We start from the raw sequence: 1,390 nt of genomic DNA, 5'->3' as shown, positions 1-1,390 counted from the left end.
GGGTCTGTCAAACGAGCGGTGTAACTCGGGTTGAAGAGGGCTACTTGCGTCCGGCGGCCAGGCGGCCGTCGAAGGCGATCTCGAAGGCGTTCAGCGCCGGCTTCCACCGCATCATCCAGCGTTTGCGGCCGGTGCCGGTCGGGTCCAGGCTCATCACCGCGAGGTAGACGCACTTGAGCGCGGCCTGCTCGTTGGGGAAATGGCCCCGGGCCTTGACCGCGCGGCGGATGCGGGCGTTCACGCTCTCGATGGCGTTGGTCGAGCAGATCACCCGCCGGATCTCGACATCGAAGGCCAGGAAAGGCACGAACTCGGCCCAGGCGTTGTTCCAGAGCCGGACGATGGCCGGATAGCGGTTGCCCCAGGCGTCGGCGAACTCGGCGAACCGCTCCTTGGCGGCGGCCTCGGTCGGGGCGGTGTAGACGGGTTTGAGGGCCTTGGCGATGGCGTCCCAGTGCTGGCGGCCGGCGTAGCGGAAGCTGTTGCGCAGCAAGTGGACGATGCAAGTCTGCACGATCGTGCGCGGCCAGACCGTGGTGACGGCGTCGGGCAGCCCGGTCAGCCCGTCGCAGACGAGCATGAGCACGTCGGCGACGCCGCGGTTGCGCAGCTCGGTGAGCACGTGCAGCCAGTACTTCGCGCCTTCACCGCCGTCCCCGGCCCAGATTCCGAGGATGTCGCGGTGACCCTCGCAGGTCACCGCCATCGCCATGTAGATCGGCCGGTTGGCCACCTGGCCGTCGCGGATCTTGACGTGGATGGCGTCGATGAAGACCACCGGATAGACCGGGTCCAGCGGCCGGTTCTGCCACTCGACCATGCCTTCCACGACCTTGTCGGTGATCGTGGAGATCGTCTGGCGGGACACGTCGGCGCCGTAGACCTCGGCCAGGTGCGCCGAGATCTCCCCGGTGGTCAGACCCTTGGCGAACAGCGAGATGACCATCTCGTCCACGCCGGTGAGCCTCTTCTGCCGCTTGGCCACGATCCGCGGCTCGAACTCGGCGTTGCGGTCACGCGGCACGTCGATCTCCACCGGCCCGACGTCGGTGAGCACGGTCTTGGAGCGGGTGCCGTTGCGCGAGTTGCCAGTACCCCGCCCGGCCGGGTCGTGCTTGTCGTAGCCCAGGTGATCGGTGATCTCACCCTCCAGCGCGGACTCCAACAGCCGCTTGGTCAGCTGCTGGAGCACCCCACCCTCACCGGTGAGCTTGAGCCCACCGGCGCGGGCCTGCCCCACCAACTGGTCGATCAACCGCTCGTCCAGGCCCTCCAGGGCCGCCGGGCGGGTCTCGGGCGTCGTGTCATCGGCGTGCTCCACGCCGGACATCATCTCGGTCATCAGGTGCGCATCCTTGATCAGGAGTTACACCACTCGTTTTACAGTCCC

Annotated in this window: 1 protein-coding gene; it reads right to left on the bottom strand. The window is 67.6% G+C overall.

Annotated elements, in window-relative coordinates:
* Window positions 1–40: 40 nt before the first annotated feature.
* The gene (locus ACIQMJ_RS40865; protein WP_499766394.1) at window positions 41–1,333 is read right to left on the bottom strand and encodes an IS256 family transposase; all 1,293 of its coding nucleotides are present in this window, start codon (window positions 1,331–1,333) and stop codon (window positions 41–43) included.
* Window positions 1,334–1,390 lie beyond the last annotated feature (57 nt).

The organism is Actinosynnema sp. NPDC091369 (assembly GCF_044757065.1).
Classification (GTDB): domain Bacteria; phylum Actinomycetota; class Actinomycetes; order Mycobacteriales; family Pseudonocardiaceae; genus Actinosynnema.
Note: the sequence above shows the minus strand (reverse complement) of the source record. Positions and strands in the feature narration are given on the sequence as shown.

Excerpts from the sequence above, each read along its gene's own strand:
- ACIQMJ_RS40865 (WP_499766394.1), bottom strand. The coding sequence starts at position 1,333 with ATGATGTCCGGCGTGGAGCACGCCGATGACACGACGCCCGAGACCCGC.